The following is an 18,629-nucleotide window of genomic DNA, read 5'->3' on the forward strand; positions in this document are numbered from 1 at the left end:
GGCGGCTCCGGAAGCAGAAGAGGCGCCAGGGCGACGGGCGTTGCCCTGGTCTGCTTAGAACCTAACGTTGCGACTCGCCGAGACGGAAATATCGATTGCGCATAACCTAATATGCACATAATGGATAACCTAAATTGCAAATTATGTGAATTATGGTTTTCAGCACAGAACCAATCGATCTAAGGTGCTGGGCGCCGGCCTTGCTTTAATGGCCGTCATCGCCCACCCGGCTTACTTGTGGAGCCCTCCATGACGCTTAGGCTCGACCGCCTGCGCCTGTTCCTGCATGACCTCGCCACCCTGGTCGACGAACACCCTGCCGAGCCGCAGCTGCTGCAGCGCGGCGCCGCCCTGCTCGGCGAACTGGTCCGCCATGACGACTGGCTGCCCGAGGACTGCGCCCTGCCCCGCCCCGAGCGCTATAGCCAGTACCTGCTCTATGCCGATGCCCGTCAGCGCTTCTCGGTGGTGAGCTTCGTCTGGGGGCCGGGCCAGGCCACGCCGGTGCATGACCACCGCACCTGGGGCCTGATCGGCATGCTGCGCGGCGCCGAGACCGCTCAGGGCTTCGCCCGCGATCCCGCCGGCCGCCTGCTGCCGGAAGGCGCTCCCGTGCGTCTGGAGCCGGGCCAGGTGGAAGCGGTCTCGCCGCGGGTGGGCGACATCCACCAGGTCAGCAACGCCTATGCCGACCGCACCTCCATCAGCATCCACGTCTATGGCGACAACATCGGCGCCGTGCGCCGCGCCGTCTATGCCGCAGATGGCCAGGAAAAGCCCTTCATCTCCGGCTACACCAATCGCCAGCTGCCCAACCTGTGGGACCTGTCCCAGGAGACCGCCACACCATGACCGCCATCCGCACCGCCGAGGACATCCGCCAGGCCCTCCTCGCCGGCACCGAAGTCGCCCTGCTCGACGTCCGCGAAGAAGACCCCTTCGCTGCCGGCCACCCGCTGTGGGCCGCCAATCTGCCGCTATCGCGCCTGGAACTGGAGGCCTGGTCGCGGCTGCCGCGGCGCGATGTGGCCATCACCCTCTATGACAATGGCGAAGGTCTGGCGGAACGCGCGGCCGAACGCCTGCACGCCCTGGGCTACACCGACGTGGCCCTGCTCGAGAGCGGCCTGGCGGGCTGGCGCGCCAGCGGCGGCGAACTCTTCATCGACGTCAACGTGCCGAGCAAGGCCTTTGGCGAACTGGTGGAAGCGCGCCGCCATACCCCCTCGCTGCCCGCCGAGGAGGTCAAGGCGCTGCTGGATCAGGACGCCGACCTGGTGATCCTCGATGCCCGCCGCTTCGAGGAATACCAGACCATGAGCATTCCCGGTGGCGTCAGCGTGCCGGGCGCCGAACTGGTGCTGCGGGTCGCCGAGCTGGCACCCGATCCGCGGACCCGGGTCATCGTCAACTGCGCCGGCCGGACCCGCAGCCTGATCGGCGCCCAGTCGCTGATCAACGCCGGCATTCCCAATCCGGTGGCCGCCCTGCGCAACGGCACCATCGGCTGGACGCTGGCCGGCCAGACCCTGGAGCACGGCCAGCAACGCCGCTTCGGTGCGGTGAGTCCGGCGACCCAAGCGACCGCCGCGACCCGCGCGCGTCAGGTCGCCGATCGCGCCGGTGTCGCCCGGCTGGCCTTCAGCGAACTGAACGCCTGGTGCACCGAGGCGCGGCGGACGAACTATCTGATCGATGTGCGCACCCCCGAGGAATTCGCCGCCGGCCACCTCCCTGGCGCCCGCTCGACGCCGGGTGGCCAGCTGGTCCAGGAGACCGATCACAGCGCCCCGGTACGCGGTGCCCGCCTGGCCCTGGTGGACGACGACGGCGTGCGCGCCAACATGAGCGCCTCCTGGCTGGCGCAGATGGGCTGGGAGGTGGCGGTGGTCGACGCCATCCCGGCCGGCGCCCTGAGCGCCACCGGTCCCTGGCAGCCGCCCGCTCCCGTCCCCGGGCCGGTGGAGCGCATCTCGGTGACGCGCCTGCAGGAATTGCTGGCGGAGCCCGGCACCCTGGTGGTGGATGTCACCGCCAGCGCCAACTATGTCCAGAGGCACATCCCGGGCGCCGCCTGGGTGCTGCGCGCCGATCTGCCGGCAGCGCTGCCGCCGGCCGAGCGCTATGTCTTCACCTGCGGCAGTGGCCAACTGGCCGCCTTCGCCGCCGTCGATGTCCAGGCCATTACCGACCGGCCGGTCTTGCTGCTGGAGGGCGGTACCGCGGCCTGGCTGGCTGCGGGTCTGCCGGTGGAAGGCGGCGAAACACGGCTGCTGTCGACCCGGCGCGATCGCTACCGGCGCCCCTATGAAGGCACCGATGCCCCGCGCGCGGCCATGCAGGCCTACCTGGACTGGGAATTCGGCCTGGTCGAGCAGTTGCGGCGCGATGGCACCAGTGGCTTCCGGGTGATCTAGCCGCTGCTCCGCACGAAGGCCGCCACCCAGGCCGCCGTTTCCACCAGTGCCTGGGTCTGGCTCAGGCCGCTGCTCTTGAGCGGCTTGAGATCGTGGTCGGCGGTGGCGATCCACTGCACTTCGAGCGTGGGCGCCAGGGCATAGCCGGCCACCTCCGTACGGGTGCCCAGGGCATCCCGCTCGCCCTGGACGATCAGCGTCGGCGTGGCCAGGGTCGCCAGGTGCTCGGTGCGCAGCCGCTCGGGCTTGCCGGCCGGATGGAAGGGATAGCCCAGGCAGACGAGGCCCGTCGCGCCCAGTTCGTCGGCCAGCAGACTGGCCATCCGCCCGCCCATGGACTTGCCCGCCAGCCACAACGGACCGCTTTCTGCCGCGCGCCAGGTGGCGACCATGGCCCGCCAGTGCTCCAGCAGGACCGGCGCCGGATTCGGCGGGCGGCGCCGGCCTTCGGCGCGGGCCCGCGCCATGTAGGGAAAGTCGAATCTCAGGGTGCGGATGTCACGCCGCGCCAGTGCCTCGGCCAGCTGCTCCATGAAGGGGCTGTCCATCCCCGCCCCCGCCCCATGGGCCAGCAACAGGGTCGCCAGCGGCGGACCCGCGGGTCGGCATTCGCGAAAGCTGTCGAGGTACAACTCGTCTGCCATGGGCTACTCCTCGTCCAAACGCCAAAGCTTAACCGGCTATCCATTGATCTGGATCAATAAAGCGCAGGCCGCGCCCCTCACACTGGGCACCTCGAAACCATTGGAGCCCGGCATGACAGCCGCCCTCGTCTGGGACGCCGACCTCATCGCCCGCTACGATCGCGCCGGCCCCCGCTACACCTCCTACCCCACCGCCGTGCAATTCCACGACGGCATCGGTCCCTTCGACCTGCTCGGCGCCCTGCGCCTGAGTCGCCAGGCCGGACGCCCGCTGTCGCTCTACCTGCACGTGCCCTTCTGCGCCAACATCTGTTACTACTGCGCCTGCAACAAGGTCATCACCAAGGACCGCAGCCGCAGCGTCGCCTACCTCCAGGCCCTGCGTCAGGAGATGGTCCTCACCAGCCGGCACCTGGACGGCGGGCAGCGGGTGGAGCAGCTGCACCTCGGCGGTGGCACCCCGACCTTTCTCAACCCCATGCAGCTGCGTGAGCTGATGGCCGACCTGCGCCGGCACTTCACCCTGGCCGACGGCGACCGGGGCGACTACTCCATCGAGATCGATCCGCGCGAAGCCGACTGGAGCACCATGGGGCTGCTCCGCGAGCTGGGTTTCAACCGCGTCAGCTTCGGCGTCCAGGACCTCGACCTGCAGGTGCAGCTGGCGATCAATCGCCTGCAGCCCTTCGACGACACCCGTACCCTGGTGGAGGCCGCTCGCGCCCTCGACTATCGCTCCATCAACCTGGACCTCATCTACGGCTTGCCGCGGCAGACCCCGGCCAGCTTCGCCCACACCGTGGAGCGGGTGCTGGAATTGCAGCCGCATCGCCTGTCGGTGTTCAACTACGCCCACCTGCCGCAGCGCTTTCCGCCGCAGCGGCGCATCGAAGCCAGCGAACTGCCGGACCCCGCGGCCAAGCTGGAGATGCTGCAGCGAACCGTGGAACAGCTGCTGGCCGCCGGCTATCGCTACATCGGCATGGACCACTTCGCCCTGCCCGACGACGACCTGGCCATCGCCCAGGAAGACGGCACCCTGCAGCGCAACTTCCAGGGCTACACCACCCACGGCCACTGCGACCTGCTGGGCCTCGGGGTCTCCGCCATCAGCCAGGTCGGCGAGGTGCTCTGCCAGAACACCCCCGATCTCGCCCGCTACCAGGACCGCCTGGGCCAGGGCGAACTGGCAGTGGCCCGCGGCCTGCGCCGTTCGCGGGACGACCGCATCCGCGGCGCGGTGATCGCCCAGTTGATCTGCCATTTCCAGCTGGATTTCGCCGCCATCGAGCGCAGCTGCGAGCTGGATTTCCGCCAGTACTTCGCCGACGCCTGGCCGCACCTCGAGGCCATGGCCGCCGACGGCCTGATCCGCCTCGATGCGCGCGGCCTGCAGGTGCTGGCGCCGGGCCGCCTGCTGATCCGCGCCCTGTGCATGCTGTTCGACCGCTATCTGCCGGGCCACGACAACCAGCGCTTTTCCCGGGTGATATGACCCATGCCTGCCACGACTGCTAAAGTTAGACTTTTGGAACCAGACGAGAAGCGATCTTCCCCCATGACCGAGCCCCTCAAGCTGCGCAACGCCCAGGCCCATTGCAAGGATTGCAGCCTCGCCTCGCTGTGCCTGCCGCTGTCGCTCGATCTGAAAGACCTGGACGCCCTCGACCAGATCGTCAAGCGCGGCCGGCCGCTGGCCAAGGGTGACCACCTGTTCCGCCAGGGCGATACCTTCGGCTCGGTCTACGCGGTGCGTTCCGGCGCCCTGCGCACCAGCAGCCTGAGCGATGCCGGCGAGGAGCAGATCACCGGCTTCCACCTGCCCAGCGAACTGGTCGGCCTGTCGGGCATGGACACCGAGCGCTATCCGGTCTCGGCCCGGGCGCTGGAGACCACCACCGTCTGCGAGATCCCCTTCGAGCGCCTGGACGAACTCTCCGAGCAGCTGCCGCAACTGCGCCGCCAGCTGCTGCGGGTGATGAGCCGGGAGATCCGCGATGACCAGCAGATGATGGTGCTCTTGTCGAAGAAGAGCGCCGACGAGCGCATCGCCACCTTCCTGGTCAACCTCTCCGCCCGCTTCCATGCCCGCGGCTTTTCCGCCCAGCAATTCCGCCTGAGCATGTCGCGCAACGAGATCGGCAACTTCCTCGGCCTGGCGGTGGAAACCGTGTCGCGCGTCTTCACCCGCTTCCAGCAGAGCGGGGTGCTGGCGGCCGAAGGCAAGGAGGTGCGCATCCTCGATTCCGCCCGCCTCTGCGCCCTGGCCGGCGGTCAGCTGGAGGGCTGAGGCCAGGGGTCCTGCCTGAGCGGCAGGACCCCGAGCCCCTAGAAGCTGTAGCTGACCGTCGCGGTCACGTTGCGCTCCTCGCCGAAGTAGCAGAAGTCCAGGCTGTAGCAGGACGCCACATAGTCCTTGCCCAGCACGTTGTTGGCATTGACCCGCGCCGTGAGTCCCGGCAGTCCCAGGCGGGTGAAGTCATAGGCGAGCATGGCGTCCACCAGGGTGTAGGCCGGTACCTTGCGCGTATTGGCCTTGTCCGCCCAGCTGGTGCCCACGTAGCGGGCACCGGCGCCGACGCTGAAGCCCGCCAGGGGCCCCGCCAGCTCGTATTGCCCCCACAGCGATGCCTGGTGCCGCGGCGCCTGATTCGGCGTATTGCCCTGGGTGCTGTCCAGCGCCTGGGTGTACTCGATGTCGGTGAAGGTATAGCTGCCCAGCAGCTTGAGCCGCTCGGCCAGTTGCAGATGGCCCTCCAGCTCCAGGCCCCGGGAGCGGATCTCGCCCACCGAGGAATAGAAATCTTCCTGGGGCAGCTTGGTCGCCACGTTTTCCTGGGTGATGTGGAACAGCGAGGCGGTGTAGAAGCTGGCGCTGCCCGGCGGCTGGTATTTCAGGCCCAGCTCCCACTGCTTGCCCTCGGTGGGCTCCAGCGGATTGCCCGCGGCGTCGTTATAGGCATTGGGATTGAAGGAGGTGGAATAGCTCAGGTAGGGCGCCAGGCCGTTGTCGAACAGATAGAGCGCCCCGGCGCGCCCGCTGGCCTGGCCGCGGCGCGCGCTGCTGCGGGTACCCGCCTGGCGATCCTCGATGCCGATCTCCACCCAGTCCTGGCGCAGACCGAGCGAAAAGCGCCAGCGATCCAGTTCAATCAGATCCTGCAGGTAGACACCGGTCTGCTCCAGTGCGCGGCGGTATTCGCTGCCCGGGTAAACGGTCACCTGGCCACCGTAGCTGGGCTCGAAGGCGTCCAGCGGATCCGCCGTGCCACTGGGCCAGTCGACGTGGGTCCAGCGGCGCTGGTAGTCCAGGCCGGCCAGCAAGGTATGGCGACTGCCCGCCCAGTCGAAGTCCGCCTGCACCAGGTTATCCAGGGTATAGGCGTGCAGATTCTCGCGGCCGCCGGAGTAGTAGCGATTGAGCAGGTCGCTGCTGCCGACATAGCCGTAGCCATAGACCTGCTCCAGCTCGACCCGCGACTTGGCATAGCGGAAATTCTGCCGCGCGCTCCAGACGTCGTTGAATCTGTGCTCGAACTGATAGCCGACCATCTGCTGGGTCCGCTCGAACTTGTCGTGATCGGGCTCGCCGTCGAAGAAGTGGTTGCTGATGTAGCGGCCATTGCGGCGATAGAGGCTGCCTTCGGCGGGGACGCCACTGTGGTAGCCGCCATCCGGATCCTTTTGCAGATAGGCCTGCAGGGTCAGGGTGGTGTCGTCGCTCAGGTCGATGGCCAGACTGGGCGCCAGCGCATAGCGCTCTTCCTCCACGTGATCGAACTGGGTGTCGCTGTGCTGGGCCAACCCCACCAGGCGATAGGCGATATGCCCCTCCTCGTCCAGCGGTCCGCCGAAATCGAAACCGGCGCCGCGCTGGCCGAGATTGCCCAGGGTGGCCTGGACCTGGTGGTAGGGCTGGTACAGCGGCTTCTTGCTGGTCAGGGCCACCAGGCCGCCCGGCAGGCTGCGGCCATAGAGCACCGAGGCCGGTCCCTTCACCACGTCGATGCGTTCGAGGAAATAGGGATCGACCTGCAGCGAGCTGAAGGTGCCGCTGTCGCCCATGGTCTTGAGGCCGTCGAGAAAGACGTTGTCGACGCTGTTGTCGGCGAAGCCGCGCATCACCACGTAGTCGTAGCGATTGGAGGCGCCGATCTGGCCAGTGAAGATCCCCGGGGTGTACCTCATGGCCTGCTGCACGGTCTTGGCGCCCTGGTCATCGATCTGTTCGCGGGTCACCACCGAGACCGACTGGGAGGTTTCCAGCAATCCCTTGCTGGTCTTGGTGGCCACGTCGCTGTGGGTCGCCAGGTAGCCATCGGTCTCGCCCAGGGCATTGCCCAGGGCGAAGCCGGTCACCGTGGTCTCGCTGAGGGAGGTCACACCGCTCGCGGGTATGGCCTCTAGGCGATAGCTGTCATCCGCCTGGCGCACCGCCTGCAGGCCACTGCCCTGGAGGATCTGCTGGAAGCCCTCGGCCGGCGTGTAGCGACCCTGCAGGCCCGGACTGCGCCGACCTTCCAGCCCCTGGGCGGGGGCCGACAGCAGTACACCGCTCTGGGCGGCGAAGGTGCTCACCACCGTGGCCAGACTGCCCGCCTCGATGCGGTATTCCTGCGCCAGGGACGCCGCCTGGGCCAGGCCCTGGGACGTGGCCAGGCCGGTGATGCCCAGTGGCATGGCCAGGGCGAAGACGCGCAGGGCGCGGCGCAACGGATGCAGGGTGAAACGGGTTTGGCGATGCATGAGGGGCCTCGAAGCGGAGATCGTTTCCCCCAAGCCCCGCGAGCGCGCCAAAGGGGAACCGCTCGCCGCAAATTTTTTTCAGGCGGGTACGATCTGCACCCACCAGGGCAGGCGTCGCTCCACCCGCACCGGCAGGCTGTCGGCCAGTGCGGCCAGGGCGCGGTCGGTGTCAGCCAGGGGATAGCTGCCCACCACCCGCAATTGCGCGACCGTGGCGGTGCAGGTCAGCAGGCCTGGGCGATAGCGCCCCAGCTCCGCCACCAGCGCCGCCAGCGACCAGTCGTCCACCACCAGCCGCCCCTGGCGCCAGAGTTGCCGCCCCGGATCGACCGGCCCCAGTGGCCGCACCGCGGACGCGGTCATGAGGGCCCGGTGGCCCCGGGTCAGGACCTGAGCACCGGCCTGGAGTGGCGCCAGCTGCAGGGCGCCGTCATAGGCCGCGACCTCCAGCCCGTCGTCACGCAACCGCACTGCGCAGCAGCCCGGACCGGGTCTTACCTGGCCGAACGCCGTGTCCAGTCGCAGCGGCGCCGCCCCGTTCCGGCCTTCCAGCAGCACCTCGCCGCGCAGCAGCCGCCAGCGGTCTGCGGCCTCCTGCGCCAACTGGCTGTCGGTGTTGAGCCAGACGCGCCCCCCGGCGGTCAGGTCGAAGGCACGGATCTCGCCGACCGCCGTGCTCAGGGTGGCGCCCTCCCCCAACCGCCAGTCGTCCGGCCGCGCCCAGCCCAGGGCCAGTCCGCCCACCGCCAGACCCAGCACCTTGAGCGCCCGCCGCCGGCCCAGGGACTCGCGCCGCGCCAGGGCCAGGCGCCCGGACGGCGGCAGACCGCTGAAGCGTGCACTGATTTCCTCCACTCGCGCCCAGGCCACCGCGTGGCGGCTATCCGCCTGTAGCCAGCGCTCCCAGGCCCGCTCGGTGGCCGGATCCACCTCGTCGGCAGCCAGTTCGGCGAACCAGTCCGCCGCTTCTGCCAGAGGTCCGCCGCCGCCAGGCGTCAGCGCACTCAAGACACCAGTTCCAGGCAGTGCAGCATGGCCTGGGCCATGTACTTCTTGACCATCCGCTCCGACACGCCCAGGCGCTCGGCGATGACGGCATAGGTGAGGCCTTCCAGCTGCGCCAGCAGAAAGGCCTGGCGCACCCGAGCAGGCAGGCGGTCGAGCAGCGCATCGAGTTCGGTCAGGGTTTCCAGGATCAGCGCCTGGGCTTCCGGTGAGGGCTGCACGGCCTGCGGTCGGGCCGCGAGCACCTCGAGATAGGCGCGCTCCACGGCCTGGCGCCGCCAGTGGTTGGCCAGCAGGCCCTGGGCGACGGTCGCGAGAAAGGCGCGAGGTTCGCGCAGGCGCTCCAGTTCCCCTTCCCGGGCCAGCAGCCGCACGAAGGTGTCCTGGGCCAGATCGGCCGCCTGCCCCAGGCAACCCAGTCGCCGCTGCAGCCGCTCGCGCAGCCAGCCGTGATGATCCTGGTAGAGGGTCCGGATGTGTCCATACCGGTCGGACTCGAGCGTCTGCATCACCATCCTCGGAAGCCGCTGATTTCCGATAATGATAATGCTTCTCGATCACAAGATACAGCCGTGTCGTGCGCCCGAGGTGCGCAGACGGCCAAGGTAGAGCGTTAGAGACTGATCGGCTTGCGCCCGGCGAAGGCGTGCGTCAGGGTGCCGCCATCGACCAGGTCCAGTTCGCCACCCAGGGGCACGCCATGGGCGATACGCGAGATGGTCAGGCCCTTGGGCGCCAGCAGCTGGGCGATGTAGTAGGCGGTCGCCTCGCCCTCCACCGTGGGGTTGGTGGCGATGATCATTTCCGTGAAGCCACCCTCGCTGACGCGCCGCTCGAGTTCGGGTACGCCGATGGCGTCCGGACCCAGGCCGTCGATGGGCGACAGGTGCCCCTTGAGCACGAAGTAGCGCCCGCGATAGCCGGTCTGTTCGACGGCGAAGACGTCCATGGGCCCCTCCACCACGCAGAGCAGACTGTCGTCACGCCGGGTGTCGGCGCAAAAGCCGCAGATCTGGTCTTCGCTGAGGGTGCGGCAGCGCTGGCAGTAACCGACCCCTTCCATGGCGGCGCTGAGGGCAGAGGCCAGGCGCTGGCCACCCTGGCGTTCGCGCTCGAGCAGTTGCAGGGCCATGCGCTGGGCGGACTTCTGGCCGACACCGGGCAGGACCCGAAGCGCATCGATCAATTGGCGAATCAGGGGACTGAAGCTCATGGACTACCGTACTGGAAGGCGGGAGAGACGGGTGCCCGATGGGCACCCGCAGCTGGAACAACCTAGAAAGGCATCTTGAAGCCGGGCGGCAGCTGCATCCCGGAGGTCATGCCGGACATCTTGTCCTGGCTGTTCTGCTCGATCTTGCGCACGGCGTCGTTCACCGCGGCGGCGATCAGGTCTTCGAGGATTTCCTTGTCTTCCTGCATCAGGCTGTCGTCCAGGCTGACGCGCTTGACGTCGTGTCGGCCGGTCATGACGACGCTGACCAGGCCGGCGCCGGATTGACCGGTCACTTCGGCGTTCGCCAGCTCTTCCTGCATCTTCTGCATCTTTTCCTGCATCTGCTGGGCCTGCTTCATCAGGCCGGCCATGCCACCTTTCATCATGTCTGCTACCTCGAACTATGAATGGAAAACCGGTCAGGCTTGGGTGTCGACCGGCTCGATGGTACCCGCGCGCACCGTGGCGGCGAACTGTTGCATCATCTGGCGGATCAACGGATCGTCCTGGATGGACTGCTCCGCCTGTCGCTGACGCTCCGCCCGGCGCCGGGCCGCGGCCTGGGCGGGCGTCTCCTGCTCGGGGGTCTGGATGGTGACCTCGAGCGTGATGGGACGTCCCTGCTGCTGGTTCAGCGCATCGTTGAGCCGGCGCTGCTGGTTGGCGTTGAACAGGGCGCTCTGCGCCGGATCCAGGTGCAGGTGCCAGCGATCGCCGTCCACCGCCACCAGGGTGCAGTTGGCCGCGATGCTGGCGGTCAACCCGCCCAGCTTGAGGTCGGGGAACAGGGTCTGCCAATCGGCTGCCAGACCGGTCGCCGGTTGCACCGCCGGCGCCGGCACCGCGGTCACCGCTTCGGCAGCCGGCTCACCCAGGCTGTCGAGATAGTCGTCCAGCCCGACCTCGTAGTAATCCTCGGCCGGCGGCGGCTCTTCGTCACCGTCCAGTTCGTCACCGGAGGTGTCCGCGGGCAATTCGGCGATCACCGTGGCCTCAGGGGTCGCCTCGACCTGGGGAGTCGGTAGCGCCCTGGGGCCAACCGGCGCATCAGCCGCTTCGACCGGAGTTTGAGCCGGAGCCGGAGCCGGAGCTGGAGCTGGAGCTGGAGCTGCAGTCGGAGCCGCCTTGACCGCCACGGGCGCAGGATCCTCCCAGGGGAGATCCACCGGCTCTTCTACAGGGGTGGTATTACTGGAGACAGGCGTTGCCGGCACCGGCGCAGGTGCTGCCTCGCGTGGCGACGGGCGCGCAGGCGCAGCCGCTGCCGGAACCGCCGCGGCCACCGGACGGGGGTTGGAGTCAGCCGTGGCCGGGCTGGCTCCCGTCGTCTTTAGTGCCGGTCGCTCGGCAACCACCGCACCGGCGGGCCGGAAGGCCAGCATGCGCAGCAGGACCATCTCGAAGCCGTGGCGCGGATCCGGTGCCAGCGGCAGATCGCGCCGCCCGAGCAGACCCAGCTGATAGTAGTACTGGACATCTTCCGCCGGCAGCGTCTGCGCCAAACTCAGCACCCGCTCGCGATCACCCTGGCCATTGTCCACGGCATCGGGCAGCACCTGGGCGATGGCCACGCGGTGCAGCACATTGAGCAGCTCGGCCAGCACGCCGCCCCAGTCGGGGCCCTGCTCGGCCAGATGGCGAACCGCGTCCAGCACCGCGCGACCGTCACCGTCCAGCAAGGCCTGGAGTACATCGTAGACCTGGCCATGATCGAGGGTCCCGAGCATGGCGCGCACATCGGCGGCCAGTACCTTGCCCTCGCCAAAGGCGATCGCCTGGTCGGTCAGGCTCATGGCATCGCGCATGGAGCCATCGGCCGCACGACCCAGCAGCCAGAGGGCATCGTCCTCGAAGGGAATGCTTTCCGCGGCGAGCACCTGCTGCAGGTGGGAGACGACCCGCTCCGGCGGCATGTTCTTCAGCGAGAACTGCAGGCAGCGCGAGAGGATGGTGACCGGCAGCTTCTGCGGATCGGTGGTGGCGAGCAGGAACTTGACGTGGGGCGGTGGCTCTTCCAGCGTCTTGAGCAGGGCATTGAAGCTGTGGGTGGAAAGCATGTGCACCTCGTCGATGAGGTACACCTTGTAGCGACCGCGGGAGGGCGCGTACTGCACGTTCTCCAGCAGCTCGCGGGTGTCTTCCACCTTGGTACGGCTGGCGGCGTCCACTTCGATGAGATCGACGAAGCGGCCTTCGTCGATCTCGCGGCACACCGAGCAGCTGCCACAGGGCGTGGAGCTGATGCCGGTCTCGCAATTCAGGCACTTGGCCAGGATCCGCGCGATGGTGGTCTTGCCCACCCCGCGGGTACCGGTGAACAGATAGGCGTGGTGCAGCCGCTCGTTGTCCAGCGCATTGATCAGCGCCTTGAGCACATGGGTCTGGCCGACCATTTCGCGGAATGACCGCGGGCGCCATTTGCGCGCAAGAACCTGGTAACTCATCGAGACCTGATCAGGAGAAGACGTGGGGGGCGCCCATGCTAACGAAGAGGGGCCGCGAATGCATCCCGCGGCGTGGCATCGGGGCGACGCCGGGCGGGCTGTGGCTACCTCCCTAGATGGAGGCGGCCTGGCGGATTTTCAAGCGATCAGGAGGGAAAACGGCGGGTAAAAAGCCGCTTCAGGCACGCCGGCAGTGGTCCTCACCGTCGGCCAGGACCACGCTTGCGACATAGGCTGCCAGGGCATCCAGCTGGCTGCGCAGGCGGGTCACGGTGGCGTTCATCTTGAAGGGATTGATCGCCTCTTCGTTGGTCAGGTCGATCCTGATCAGCAGCAGGGGCTCGCTGGGGTGGTAGATCTGCGCGACCAGCGTCGTCTCGGTGTCGCGTCGGCAGTCGACACGATAGGGATGGAGGCCATTGCTCAGGGCGCGTCCTGCGCATTCGAGTCCGTTCTTCACAAGAGATCCTTGGACATCTGTCCAGTGGTGAGGGTACGGCGCGCATGATGGCACAGAGCCATGAACCAAAACAGTGCATTTCGTCACGAAAGCCCTGTGGCGTGGTCGCGGAGCGCTGGGAGACGAGGCGGAAAAAGAGGAGGGAAACGCGGAAGAGGAAAAGCGCGGGGCAGAAATGGAGGTGGCCCCGCCAGCCACACCCCGGCACACGACATCACCGCTGCGGCTGCTCCCTTCCGGGCCTGACCGGGTTCACGGTTGATCGTTGCGGGGGGACCGACAGAGCCACCATAACGCCTCACCCTGAGGTGAGGTGCGTCATTCTACGCGGTTGGGGCGAAGTTGCAAGCCATACAAGGACTTAGGTTCGCTAGGGTGCTGCCTGCAGGTCCCAGAGCGCAGCGAAACTGCCCTCCCCCTCGCGCAGCCGCTGCGGCGGGCCGTCCTCGACGATGACGCCCTGCTCCAGCACCAGGATGCGGTCGAAGCCGGACAGGGTGGAGAGCCGATGGGCCACCGCCACCACGGTACGGCCTTCCATCAACTCCAGCAGGGCCCGCTGGATGACCGTCTCGGAATGGCTGTCCAGCGCCGAGGTGGCTTCGTCGAGGATGAGAATGGGCGCATCCTTGAGAAAGGCCCGGGCGATGCCCAGACGCTGGCGCTGACCACCGGAAAGCAGCACGCCGCGCTCGCCCACCGGAGTGTCGTAGCCCAGCGGCAACTCGCGGATGAAGTCGTCGCAATAGGCGTGACGGGCCGCCGCCTCCACCTCGGCGTCGCTGGCTTCCGGCCGGCCATAGCGGATGTTCTCGCGAATGCTGCGATTGAACAGCGCGGTCTCCTGGGGCACCACGGCGATGCGCTGGCGCAGGCTGTCCTGACTGACCGTGCGAATGTCCTCGCCATCGATGCAGATCCTCCCCCGCTGGATATCGTCGAGGCGCTGCAACAGGCCGATCAGGGTCGATTTGCCGGCGCCCGACGGCCCCACCAGCCCGATCTTCTGGCCGGCCGGCACCTCCAGATCGAAACCCTGGAACACCTGCCGACCATCGGGATAGCGATAGTGCACGCCGGTAAAGCTCAGGGCGCCGCGCGCCTGGGTCAGGGGCCGTTCGACGTCGCTCTGGCCGTGGGGCTGGATAAGGATGCGCAGGGTCTCGCCGATGGCGCCCAGTTGCTGAGTGGTGTCCACCAGCGCCAGGGCCAGGTCACGGGAGCCGTGCAGGATGCGAAAGGTCAGGGCACTGACCATGACCACGTCGCCGGCGGTGATGCTGCCGCGGCTCCACAGTGCGATGGCCCAGGCCAGCATGCCGCCGGCCATCAGCGACAGGCAGGTGTCGTGGAGTACCCGGGCCTGCTCCAGATGCATCCAGCTGCTGCGCTGGGCACGCGCCTCTACGCCGATGGCCTGGGCCAGTCGCTGCACCTCGCGCTCTCGGGCGGAAAAGGCCTTGATGGTCCAGACGTTCTGCACCAGGTCCACCAGCTCGCCGCCGACATGGGCCGACTGAGCGGCGAAGCGCTGGTGCCGCGCCCGCCCGCGAATGCCGAAGGCGGTGATCACCAGCGCCACGATCAGCACGAAGGCCACCAGCGCCCCGGCCATGCGCAGGTCCACGGTGCAGAGCACCACCACCGCGCCGATGAAGTCGACGCAGGGCGGCATGATCTTCCAGGCCAGGCCGCCGTAGATGGCCCCCGCGGCCGCTCCGGTGGCGGAGATGCGATTGCCCAGGGCCCCGGCGAAATGCTGGGAGAAGTAGTGCATCGGATGGCCGGTGAGATAGCGGAACAGATCGACGCGCAGATCGGCGCAGCTGGCCACCACCGTGCGGCAACCCAGCCAGCCACCGCTACGCCAGAACAGGTTCTCCAGCACGATCAGCGAGATGAACATCCAGAACGGCCCCCACACCGCCGCCCGGCGTGCCGGATCGGCCATGGCATCGACCAGCAGCTTCATGCCGTATTGCACTGCCACCGCACAGGTCGCCGCGCCGACCACCAGCAACAGCAGGCCGCCGAAGTGCCAGGGTCGCAGGCGGACATAGCGCCAGAGAAAGGCGCCGACCCGTTCCGGCAGGGGCCATTCGGCGCGCCGCCGCTCGCGGCGCCGAGCTGCGCTCATCGCTCCTCTCCGCCTGCCAGTAGCTGGCGCTGACGCTGCAGGACCTCGGCCAGAGGCTCGTGCAGCGCCCGGTGCCCTGCCCCGTCGGCCACGCCGAACAACCCGGTGGGACAGAGGCGGTCATCGTCCCAACCGGGATAGTCGAGCACCGGATACAGGCAGATGCCCTGCACCGGCACGCCCTGGCGCAGCGCCCGCCCGACCTGATCGGCCACGTGTTCCAGCCAGGCGGCGCGGGCCGGGCCTTCGGCCCCCGTCTCGGCGATCAGCAACGGCCGGCCATAGCGCTGGTGGACTTCGGCCAGCATGCCCTGCAAGGGTCGATAGGCCGGATCCTCCGCCGCCAGGGTACCGCCGTCCAGATACCACTGGTTGTCGGAGTAGTAGTTCAGACCCAGGATGTCCAGGTAATCGGGGCGCCCGCCCAGCCCTGGCCACTGGCGCCCGCTGAGCAGGTCCCAGGCCTCGAACTGGGCCTGGCGATAGGCCTCCGCAGCCTCGCGCTGTTCGGGGCGGCGCGCGACCACATGGATCAGCGGATCGATGGCCAGGAAGCGCGCCGCGGGCAACTCGGCTCGAATCGCCTCGATGGCGGCGATGCTGGCGCGCACCAGTTGATGCTTGAGCTCCTGACCGCGGCCGCGAGCGCCGGGATTGAACAGGCCCTGATCGCCGCCAGCCCAGGCCCAGTAGGAGATCTCGTTGATCGGCGCCAGGCACGGACGGGTCTCGCCCTCCTCCCGCAACAGTCGGGCAAAGGCGGCGGCATAACGGGCGAAGGCGTCGACGAAGGCCGGCCGCCAGATATCCAGGTGATCGGGCCAGCCATAGTGGCAGAGGTCCCAGATCACCTGGACGCCGGCCGCCCGCGCGGCTCGCACCTGCGGCAGGACACTCGACCAGTCATGGTGCCCGGCCTGGGCCTCCACCCGGTGCCAGCGGACGCCATCGCGCACGGTACGCAGGCCCTGGGCGGCCACCGCGCCATAGTCTTCCGCGGCCCAGCGGTCATGGCCGGTGCTGGTGAGCAGATCCAGGCGTCGGCCATCGGCGCGTCTGTGGCTGGAGCATTCGAAGCCGGCCATGAAGAAACTCTGGAAGGGCGAGCGTTCGGCTATCACGTCTCTCATGGGGCCTGCCTTGCCAGGCTTTCGTGGTGTTCGGCGCTCTCCCCCGCCGCCGGCCCGAGCTCCGCCTCCTCGATGCGCTTGTAGGCGGCCAGCGCCTGGCCCACCACCTGGTCCATGTTGTAGTAGCGATAGGTCCCCAGACGGCCGATGAAGATGACCTTGGGTGTCGCCTCGGCCAGGTGCTGGTAGCGCCGGTACAGCTCGGCGTTTTCCGGGCGTGGAATCGGATAATAGGGCTCGCCCTCCGCGCTGGGATATTCGTAGGTCAGGCTGGTGCGCTCGTGGGTCTGGCCGGTGAGGTGCTTGTACTCGGTGATGCGGGTGTAGGGCACCGCTTCGCTGGGATAGTTGACTACCGCCACTGGCTGGAAGCGCGGCGTATCGCGCGTCTCGTGCTTGAAGGTCAGGGAACGATACGGCAGGCGGCCGAAGCGATAGTCGAAGAATTCGTCGATGGGTCCGCTGTAGACCAGGTGCTCATGGGGGATCAGTTCGCGGATCTCCCGGTAGTCGGTGTTGACCATCACCTTGATGTTGGGGTGATCCAGCATCCGTTCGAACATCCGGGTGAAGCCATGCAGGGGCATCTGCTGGAAGGTGTCGCCGAAGTAGCGATCGTCGGTGGTGGTCCGGGTCGGCACCCGCGCCGTCACCGAGCGGTCCAGTTGCGACGGATCCAGTCCCCACTGCTTGCGGGTATAGCCGCGAAAGAAGGTCTCGTAGAGTTCGCGCCCGACCTGGTTGATCACCACGTCCTCGGAGGTGCGGATGTCTTCGACCGGCTCGGCGCGGGCGGCGAGAAAGGCTTCGGCGCCCTGCTCGTCCAGCTCCAGGCCATAGAGGCGATTGAGGGTGGTCAGGTTGATCGGGATGGGCACCTGCTGACCCGCGACGTCGGCCAGGACCCGGTGCTCGTAGGGCCGCCACTCGGTGAAGCGCGACAGGTAGTCGACGATGCGCTGGGAATTGGTGTGGAAGATGTGCGGACCATAGCGGTGCACCAGCACCCCGGCATCGTCATAGTGATCAAAGGCATTGCCGCCAATGTGCGGGCGCCGATCCACCACCAGCACGCGCTTGCCCAGCCCCGCGGCCAGCCGTTCCGCCAGCACGCTGCCGGCGAAACCGGCCCCCACGATCAGATAGTCGAAACGCTCAAGCGCCGTTACCGCCATTGGATCTTCTCCCGCATCAGGTCACAGGTGCTGTCCCAGGACATCCCGGTCAGCAGGGCATCGGCGCGCGCCAGAAAGGCTTCGCGCTGATCTTGACTGGCCAGGGCCGCCTCGCAGGCAGCGACAAAGGCCTCGGCGCCTTCTGCGATCCAGACCACGCCGCTGTCGCCGTAGGTGCGCACCACATCGGTGATGGGCGTCGACACCACCGGACAGCCGCCGGCCAGGTATTCGGGCGTCTTGGTTGGGCTGATGAAACGCGTCGCCTCGTTGAGGGCAAAGGGCATCAGGGCCACGTCCCAGCCCGCCAGATAGGCCGGCAACTCGTCATAGGTCTTGCCGCCCAGGTAATGCAGATTGGGCAGCTGCGGCAGGCTGGCCGGATCGATCTTGACCACCGGACCCAGGATCACCCACTGCCACTGGGGACGCAGCCGCGCCACCGCGGCCAGCAGGTCGAGATCCAGGCGCTCGTCGATCACGCCATAGAAGCCCAGCCGCGGCCGCGCCAGACCGGCCTGGTCTGCAGGCTCCGGCAGGGCCGCGCGAGCCTGGCCGAAGTGCGCCACGTCCACGCTGCTGGGAAAGGGAAAGACCCGTGGATGGCGGTCACGCTTGGCCTCGTAGAGGCTGTAGCCCCCGGTAAACACCAGGTCGGCGCGCTGCAGCAATTCCCGCTCGCGCTGCAGCAGGGCCGGGGGCGCGCCGCGAAAGGCCGAGAGTTCGTCCATGCAGTCGTAGACCAGGGTCTGCGCCGGGATCTCGCCGGCATAGTCCAGCGCCATGGGCGTGAAATACCAGGCCACCGCCACCGGTTGCCGCAACTCCTGCAGATAGGTCTGCAGCAGTTCCTGCTGGGCGCAGGCTCGGGCTTCCGCGGACAGGCAGCGAGGCAGATGAGGCACCAGTACCCGCACGCCGTTCTCTTCCACACGCACCTCGAGGTGCGACCGGCCATCCGTGGCATCCAGCGGCTCTTCGCAATAGAGCACGTTGTAGTGCTCGGCGAAGCGCACCATCTCGTGCTGCGGACGCTGGTAGACGAAGCTCCAGCGCAAATGGGCCAGGCATAGCAGCAGCGGCCTGGCGGGATCCAGGGGGCGCTCCGCAACGCGCGCGGGCTGTTTGGTCTTGCCGATCGTTTCGGTATGGGGGCCGGCCCAACTCATGGTGTGCTCCTGTGAGATCGGACGCCTGGCCAAGGGCGGCAAAACAGCCGCGCCTCGGCCGGCGCCTTGGCAACTTGCATAACGTC

16 protein-coding genes and 1 other RNA gene are annotated in these 18,629 nt (G+C 67.9%); 4 read left to right on the top strand and 13 right to left on the bottom strand.

Translation table 11 applies throughout. The features are described 5' to 3' along the window. The first annotated feature begins 249 nt into the window (after positions 1 to 249). Entirely contained in the window at positions 250 to 852 is a 603-nt protein-coding gene (locus DBY63_RS13005; protein WP_108582007.1) for a cysteine dioxygenase, read from the top strand. Continuing rightward, positions 849 to 2,417: a rhodanese-related sulfurtransferase gene (locus DBY63_RS13010; protein WP_108582006.1), complete on the top strand. Its 1,569-nt coding sequence runs from the start codon at positions 849 to 851 to the stop codon at positions 2,415 to 2,417. The genes DBY63_RS13005 and DBY63_RS13010 overlap by 4 nt, the downstream gene beginning before the upstream one ends. Here DBY63_RS13010 and DBY63_RS13015 read toward each other — a convergent pair. Then, on the bottom strand, positions 2,414 to 3,061 hold the full coding sequence (locus DBY63_RS13015) for an alpha/beta family hydrolase (RefSeq protein ID WP_058792834.1): 648 nt from the start codon (positions 3,059 to 3,061) through the stop codon (positions 2,414 to 2,416). The two genes, DBY63_RS13010 and DBY63_RS13015, sit on opposite strands and share 4 nt — an antisense overlap. A 112-nt stretch (positions 3,062 to 3,173) precedes the next feature. Between DBY63_RS13015 and hemN the strand changes: the two genes are divergently transcribed. Both hemN and fnr read left to right on the top strand, forming a co-directional pair. Then, positions 3,174 to 4,556 carry an oxygen-independent coproporphyrinogen III oxidase gene (gene hemN, locus DBY63_RS13020; RefSeq protein WP_108582005.1) on the top strand — a complete coding sequence of 461 codons (1,383 nt, stop codon included), beginning with the start codon at positions 3,174 to 3,176 and terminating at the stop codon, positions 4,554 to 4,556. Positions 4,557 to 4,619: 63 nt separating this feature from the next. Continuing rightward, positions 4,620 to 5,351, top strand: coding sequence for a fumarate/nitrate reduction transcriptional regulator Fnr (fnr, locus tag DBY63_RS13025; protein ID WP_007162251.1), 732 nt, complete (start codon positions 4,620 to 4,622; stop codon positions 5,349 to 5,351). Between the two features lie 38 nt (positions 5,352 to 5,389). Here the strand turns inward: fnr and DBY63_RS13030 are convergent, their stop codons facing one another. The 12 genes from DBY63_RS13030 to DBY63_RS13085 all read right to left on the bottom strand — a co-directional run bounded on the left by DBY63_RS13030 (position 5,390) and on the right by DBY63_RS13085 (position 18,543). After that, positions 5,390 to 7,807 carry a TonB-dependent siderophore receptor gene (locus tag DBY63_RS13030; RefSeq protein ID WP_108582004.1) on the bottom strand — a complete coding sequence of 806 codons (2,418 nt, stop codon included), beginning with the start codon at positions 7,805 to 7,807 and terminating at the stop codon, positions 5,390 to 5,392. 78 nt (positions 7,808 to 7,885) lie between these two features. Beyond that, the gene (locus tag DBY63_RS13035) at positions 7,886 to 8,815 is read right to left on the bottom strand and encodes a DUF4880 domain-containing protein (RefSeq protein WP_108582003.1); all 930 of its coding nucleotides are present in this window, start codon (positions 8,813 to 8,815) and stop codon (positions 7,886 to 7,888) included. Next, positions 8,812 to 9,321 carry a sigma-70 family RNA polymerase sigma factor gene (locus DBY63_RS13040; RefSeq protein WP_039976252.1) on the bottom strand — a complete coding sequence of 170 codons (510 nt, stop codon included), beginning with the start codon at positions 9,319 to 9,321 and terminating at the stop codon, positions 8,812 to 8,814. Before DBY63_RS13040 ends, DBY63_RS13035 begins: the two co-directional genes overlap by 4 nt. A gap of 104 nt (positions 9,322 to 9,425) precedes the next feature. Beyond that, positions 9,426 to 10,025: a recombination mediator RecR gene (gene recR, locus DBY63_RS13045; protein ID WP_007162247.1), complete on the bottom strand. Its 600-nt coding sequence runs from the start codon at positions 10,023 to 10,025 to the stop codon at positions 9,426 to 9,428. A gap of 62 nt (positions 10,026 to 10,087) precedes the next feature. After that, complete coding sequence (locus DBY63_RS13050) at positions 10,088 to 10,414, bottom strand: YbaB/EbfC family nucleoid-associated protein (protein WP_007162246.1); 327 nt, start codon at positions 10,412 to 10,414, stop codon at positions 10,088 to 10,090. A 33-nt stretch (positions 10,415 to 10,447) separates the two neighbouring features. Further along, complete coding sequence (gene dnaX / locus DBY63_RS13055) at positions 10,448 to 12,472, bottom strand: DNA polymerase III subunit gamma/tau (RefSeq protein WP_108582002.1); 2,025 nt, start codon at positions 12,470 to 12,472, stop codon at positions 10,448 to 10,450. Positions 12,473 to 12,650: 178 nt separating this feature from the next. Next, positions 12,651 to 12,932 carry a hypothetical protein gene (locus DBY63_RS13060; protein ID WP_027597719.1) on the bottom strand — a complete coding sequence of 94 codons (282 nt, stop codon included), beginning with the start codon at positions 12,930 to 12,932 and terminating at the stop codon, positions 12,651 to 12,653. Between the two features lie 185 nt (positions 12,933 to 13,117). Continuing rightward, positions 13,118 to 13,214: signal recognition particle sRNA small type (gene ffs, locus DBY63_RS13065), an RNA gene on the bottom strand. A gap of 88 nt (positions 13,215 to 13,302) precedes the next feature. Next, positions 13,303 to 15,069, bottom strand: a complete 1,767-nt coding sequence (locus tag DBY63_RS13070) for an ABC transporter ATP-binding protein (protein WP_108582001.1) — start codon at positions 15,067 to 15,069, stop codon at positions 13,303 to 13,305. Continuing rightward, entirely contained in the window at positions 15,066 to 16,187 is a 1,122-nt protein-coding gene (locus tag DBY63_RS13075) for a beta-glucosidase (protein WP_108582185.1), read from the bottom strand. Before DBY63_RS13075 ends, DBY63_RS13070 begins: the two co-directional genes overlap by 4 nt. An 8-nt stretch (positions 16,188 to 16,195) precedes the next feature. Beyond that, a complete protein-coding gene (glf, locus tag DBY63_RS13080; RefSeq protein ID WP_108582000.1) occupies positions 16,196 to 17,374 on the bottom strand; it encodes a UDP-galactopyranose mutase in 1,179 nt (392 codons plus the stop codon). Continuing rightward, positions 17,365 to 18,543, bottom strand: a complete 1,179-nt coding sequence (locus tag DBY63_RS13085; RefSeq protein ID WP_027597715.1) for a glycosyltransferase family 1 protein — start codon at positions 18,541 to 18,543, stop codon at positions 17,365 to 17,367. Before DBY63_RS13085 ends, glf begins: the two co-directional genes overlap by 10 nt. Positions 18,544 to 18,629: the final 86 nt, after the last annotated feature.

Source organism: Pseudomonas sp. RIT411 (assembly GCF_003057735.2).
GTDB lineage: Bacteria > Pseudomonadota > Gammaproteobacteria > Pseudomonadales > Pseudomonadaceae > Chryseomonas > Chryseomonas oryzihabitans.

Excerpts from the sequence above, each read along its gene's own strand:
- recR (WP_007162247.1), bottom strand. The coding sequence starts at position 10,025 with ATGAGCTTCAGTCCCCTGATTCGCCAATTGATCGATGCGCTTCGGGTC.
- DBY63_RS13040 (WP_039976252.1), bottom strand. The coding sequence starts at position 9,321 with ATGCAGACGCTCGAGTCCGACCGGTATGGACACATCCGGACCCTCTAC.
- DBY63_RS13005 (WP_108582007.1), top strand. The coding sequence starts at position 250 with ATGACGCTTAGGCTCGACCGCCTGCGCCTGTTCCTGCATGACCTCGCC.
- DBY63_RS13010 (WP_108582006.1), top strand. The coding sequence starts at position 849 with ATGACCGCCATCCGCACCGCCGAGGACATCCGCCAGGCCCTCCTCGCC.
- DBY63_RS13085 (WP_027597715.1), bottom strand. The coding sequence starts at position 18,543 with ATGAGTTGGGCCGGCCCCCATACCGAAACGATCGGCAAGACCAAACAG.
- dnaX (WP_108582002.1), bottom strand. The coding sequence starts at position 12,472 with ATGAGTTACCAGGTTCTTGCGCGCAAATGGCGCCCGCGGTCATTCCGC.
- DBY63_RS13015 (WP_058792834.1), bottom strand. The coding sequence starts at position 3,061 with ATGGCAGACGAGTTGTACCTCGACAGCTTTCGCGAATGCCGACCCGCG.
- fnr (WP_007162251.1), top strand. The coding sequence starts at position 4,620 with ATGACCGAGCCCCTCAAGCTGCGCAACGCCCAGGCCCATTGCAAGGAT.
- DBY63_RS13070 (WP_108582001.1), bottom strand. The coding sequence starts at position 15,069 with ATGAGCGCAGCTCGGCGCCGCGAGCGGCGGCGCGCCGAATGGCCCCTG.
- hemN (WP_108582005.1), top strand. The coding sequence starts at position 3,174 with ATGACAGCCGCCCTCGTCTGGGACGCCGACCTCATCGCCCGCTACGAT.
- DBY63_RS13050 (WP_007162246.1), bottom strand. The coding sequence starts at position 10,414 with ATGATGAAAGGTGGCATGGCCGGCCTGATGAAGCAGGCCCAGCAGATG.
- glf (WP_108582000.1), bottom strand. The coding sequence starts at position 17,374 with ATGGCGGTAACGGCGCTTGAGCGTTTCGACTATCTGATCGTGGGGGCC.
- DBY63_RS13030 (WP_108582004.1), bottom strand. The coding sequence starts at position 7,807 with ATGCATCGCCAAACCCGTTTCACCCTGCATCCGTTGCGCCGCGCCCTG.